The 4,391-nt window shown below is 65.7% G+C and carries 4 protein-coding genes; 1 reads left to right on the forward strand and 3 read right to left on the reverse strand.

Going from position 1 to position 4,391, the window contains the following annotated elements:
• Positions 1–186: 186 nt before the first annotated feature.
• The 3 genes from EOA24_RS28770 to EOA24_RS28780 form a co-directional block, all read right to left on the reverse strand.
• The gene (locus EOA24_RS28770; protein WP_126081009.1) at positions 187–987 is read right to left on the reverse strand and encodes a DUF1194 domain-containing protein; all 801 of its coding nucleotides are present in this window, start codon (positions 985–987) and stop codon (positions 187–189) included.
• A gap of 58 nt (positions 988–1,045) precedes the next feature.
• Complete coding sequence (locus tag EOA24_RS28775; protein WP_126081008.1) at positions 1,046–2,869, reverse strand: ABC transporter ATP-binding protein/permease; 1,824 nt, start codon at positions 2,867–2,869, stop codon at positions 1,046–1,048.
• A 101-nt stretch (positions 2,870–2,970) separates the two neighbouring features.
• Complete coding sequence (locus tag EOA24_RS28780) at positions 2,971–3,747, reverse strand: methyltransferase domain-containing protein (RefSeq protein ID WP_126081007.1); 777 nt, start codon at positions 3,745–3,747, stop codon at positions 2,971–2,973.
• Between the two features lie 135 nt (positions 3,748–3,882).
• On the opposite strand from EOA24_RS28780, the gene gloB reads away from it, so the two are divergent.
• Positions 3,883–4,391: hydroxyacylglutathione hydrolase (gene gloB / locus EOA24_RS28785; RefSeq protein ID WP_127410331.1), on the forward strand; the 509-nt coding region annotated here is incomplete at its 3' end.

Below are 4,391 nucleotides of genomic sequence, written 5' to 3' on the forward strand. Positions count from 1 at the left end.
CATTGAAGGGCCGGCTGCAGCAGGCCTTTTCCGGCTACCTAGCCAACCGCTCGTCAAACGCGCTCGGCTATTCGCTGCCGCAACTGCTGCGCGGCTATGTCATCGGCCGCCGCTGGCGGCGCGACTGTTACGACGAGTTCCGCGCCAAATACGGCCCCCGCGCGGTCTGATGCGGCCGCAAGACCGCTATCGGTCGAGTTCCGGAAAATACGGATCGGAGAACCGCTGCCGCAGGCGCTCGCCCAGCAGGCAATCGACGGGCGCTGCATCCTGGACGCGAATGGATCTGGCGTCGGCGAGGCCGCTCACCTCCTGGATCAGCTTGCGGCGGATGGCGGTCGAGAATTCGGACGCCGCGTAGATCGGCAGCACGAAGGAACCGTCTCCTCCGGTCACGCAATCGGCATAGTATCGGTCGAGGCGGCTGACGCTCGGCGACGGCCTGATGAGTATGGGCAGGCCGTTGATAACGATACCCTCGGCAACGGCGGCATCGCGGATCGCGGCGACAGGCCGTCCGGTATTGTTGGGGCCGTCGCCCGATATGTCGATGACCCTGCGCGGCGCCGAAAAGGCGCTTTTCTCCAGGAGCCCGGTGCCGAAGCCCAGCGCGCCCGAGATCGAGGTGCCGCGAAAGCTCCGGAACGGCCGGGAGGCGATCTTGTCGGCGAAGGCGTTGGCGCTGCCCTCGCCGTCAATGACCTGCCAGGCGATGACGCCGTCGTCGCGAACCACCCCTGCCCATTCGAAATAGGCAAGCGCGATGCGCCCGTTCGTTCCCGAACGAACCGCGTTGATGAAATCGCGATGACGCAGCGCCTCGACATAACCGGCGCGCTGCAGCGCGAACTCCTCCTCATCCATCGACTGCGAAATGTCGACGGCAAGCACCAGCTCCACATCGACCGGCGTGCCGCCGCCAGGCGCGGGCAACGAAGCCGCCTCGGCGCAGGCGAAACAGGCAAGCAGGCTGAGCATCTCGAGCATGGCTGCAGGCGTTCTGTCGACGCCGGCGATTCTTCCCGGCGATCGCGGCAAAATAAAGCTATTTCTTGCGGCGCGCCGCCTGGGGCGGCGGCTCGATCGCTCCGGCGCGGACGCGCGCCGGCTTGAGCGCCGGGCCGCAGACGTCCTTGACGATGGTGAAGGCCCTCGGGAAGAACTGGTTGTTGTGCAGGCCGCGCCCGATATTGAGGATTGCTGCATCCGGGAGCCTGGCCTGCAGCATCGCCAGCACGCGCCGCAGCGTCGCGCCGTCCAACGTGTCCAGCGCCTCGTCGATGATGACCCATTTCGGCTTCCGCAGCGCCAGCCGGGCAAACGCCAGCAGGCGCTGCTCGTCGTCCGCCAGCTCACGCTCCCAGCGCGCCGAGCGGTCGAGCTGGGACGACAGGCGCTCCAGCCCGACCTCGCCGAGCACGGCCTTGATCTCGGCGTCGTCGATCTTGACGCCCTCGGCGTGGTTCAGCACATCGCGCAGCGAACCGAGCGGGAAATAGGGCGTGCGCGGTACGAAGAACGGCTTCTCCCCGTCGGGCATGCCGATGCGGCCCCCTCCCCAGGGCCACAGGCCGGCAAGGGCGCGGAAGAACAGCGTCTTGCCGGCGCGCGGATCGCCAGTGATCATGACATGCTCGCCCGGATGGACTTCGACGCTCGTCTCGGCAAGCCGGGTGCAGCCGTCGGGCGAGGCGACTTCGAGCTCGTCGAATGTCAGCTTGCCGTCCGGATTCTCGCCGACCTCGATTCGCTTTTCCTTGTCGTGCAGGATGTCCGTTTCGCCAAGCGCGATGCGGAAGTCGGCGACGCGCATCAGCGTTGCCCGCCAGTCGGCGATGGCGCCGATATTGTTGATGAACCAGCGCAGCGAGGAATTCACCTGGTTGAAAGCGCCCACCGCCATCATCAAGCCGCCGAAGCTGATGTCGCCCGCGAAATAGACGGGCGCGGCCACCAGGATCGGGGCTACCACGGTGATCCAGCCATAGGCATCGGTGACCCAGGAAAGGTTGATCTGGGCGCTGTAGATACGCCGCATAGCGCCAAGCACGGTGCCGAGGTCGAGCTCCAGCTGGCGCCTGGCATCGGCCTCGCCATGGGCCAGAGCGATCGCATCGACATTCTCGTTGACCCGGACCATCGAGGAGCGCAGCTCCGCCTCGCGGGTGTAGCGGTCGCTGTTGAAGCGTATCAGCGGCCGGCCCACCAGCCAGCTCAGCCAGGACGCGATGCCGGCATAAAGGACCGCAGCCCAGACCATGTAGCCCGGTATGGTGATCGAATGGCCGCCGATATGGAAGACGAAGCCGGAAGAGAGCTGCCAGAGCACGCCGACGAAGGACGCCAGCAGGATGAAGGACTGCAATAGGCCGACGCCAAGGTCGGTCGACAGATCCGACAGATGGGCGGCATCCTGCTGCATGCGCTGATCGGGATTGACGCCGATGGCGCCGGCATGGGCGAGCCGGAAGGCCCGGGCCGGCGCCATCCATTCATCGATGAGGTCGAGCGTCAGCGCCTCGCGCAGCTTCAGCCGGATCATCTGGTTGAGCCACGTCTGGCCGATATTGAGCACCAGCAGGCTGCCGGCGATTTCCACAAAGATCATCAGTTGGTGCAGGAAGCCCCCGAGGTCGCGCCGCGCCAGCGCATCGTAGAAAGGCTGGTTCCATCGGTTGAGCAGAACCTGCCCGATCGAGGTCGCGATGATGACGGCGACGATGCCGACACTGACCCAGGCAAGCGGCCGGCGCACCGGCGAGGTCTTCAGCGCCATGCGTATCGTGGCCAGCTGGTCGGAAAGGCTGCTGGTCTCGATCGAGAACGCAGCCTGCTCGGCGCCTGGCTTGTAGTCCATTTGGTCAGCCATAAAGGACATCCCTGATTTCGGGCGCGATCAACGGAGCCGCGCCGCGAAGCTTTCCCTCAGATAGGGTGGCGATGGGGGTAAAGGACAAGGCGCGACACCGATCACGAACGCGTCACCCGTCGGGCGGCGACGTCCGCCGCCTTGCGTCCGAGCCGCGTCGCGCCCTGTGGCGAGAAGACTGGCACGAAGACGCGGCGCGAGGCGCGCTGGGCGACCGGCACGCCCTGGTAGAGCCGCTTCTGCGCCTCGACGACGATGACGCCCGAAAAGATCGGCCAGAACCGGCGGCCGGCCCGCTCCAGCACATTGTGGAACCGCATCATGAAACGCCGCGGCGACGGCGGGAAGAACAGCGCATCGCTCCAGGTCGCCGGGGTGAAGTTCGCCTCGCGCAGCAACTCGGTCAGCTGGCCGCGCGAGAACGGCCGGCCGTTGCCGAAGGGCGTGTGCTCGAAGCGCGCCCAGACGCCGCGCCGGTTGGGCACGACGATGACGACTCTGCCCGCCGGCGACAGCACGCGCCAGATTTCGTTCAGCGTCTCGCGCGGGTTTTCGGCGTGCTCGAGCGAATGCACCAGGAGCACGCGATCGATGCAGGAATCGACCAGCGGCAGTTCCTCGTCGAAGACCAGCGCCGTCGCCGTCGGTCCTGACGCCGGCCATACCACAGCGCCCTGCGTTGCCGGCATGAAAGCGAAGACACGCTCGGCATCGGTGCCGAAGCGTTCCAGCCATGGCAGCGCGTAGCCGAGGCCGACCAGCCGCTCGTTGGGGACAGTTGCCCAGATGGACGACAGCGCCATGGTGATCGAGCGCTCGGCGAGACGCCCGAGCGTGGACGAGTAGAAGGAACGCAGGTCGACGATGTCCGAATGCATGCGCGGGACGGTAGCCGTGAAGCCTGCCAAGTTCAACAAAGGCGCAAGTTCGATAAACGCGCCAAGTTCGATAAACCCGGATGACATCGGCGGCCGGTCGCCCTATGTCTGCGGCGATAATGGAGAAAGATGCCGATGGCCGTAGAGATCGAGCAGTTCATGTGCCGCACGGACAATTTTGGCGTGCTGGTCCACGATCCCAAAAGCGGCGAGACGGCGATCATCGACGCGCCGGAAGAAGTGCCGATCCTTGCGGCGATCAAGCGCACCGGCTGGACGCCGACATTGATCCTCACCACGCACCATCATGCCGATCACGTCGAGGCCAATCTGGCGCTCAAGGAGCGCTTCAAGCTGCGCATTATTGGCCCGGAAGCCGAGAAGGCAAAGATTCCCGGCATCGACGAGACGGTCAGCCAGGGCTCGGTCGTGCGCCTTGGCGAGGAACGGATCGAGGTCATCGAGACGCCCGGCCATACCGCCGGCCATGTCTCCTACCACCTGCCGGCCTCGAAAGTGGCCTTCACCGCCGACACTTTGTTCGCGCTGGGTTGCGGCCGCCTGTTCGAATGCAAGCCGCCGGTGATGTATGAATCGTTGAAGAAGCTGGCGGCGCTGCCTGCGGAAACCGCCATCTATTGCGG

This window comes from Mesorhizobium sp. M2A.F.Ca.ET.039.01.1.1, assembly GCF_003998035.1.
GTDB lineage: Bacteria > Pseudomonadota > Alphaproteobacteria > Rhizobiales > Rhizobiaceae > Mesorhizobium.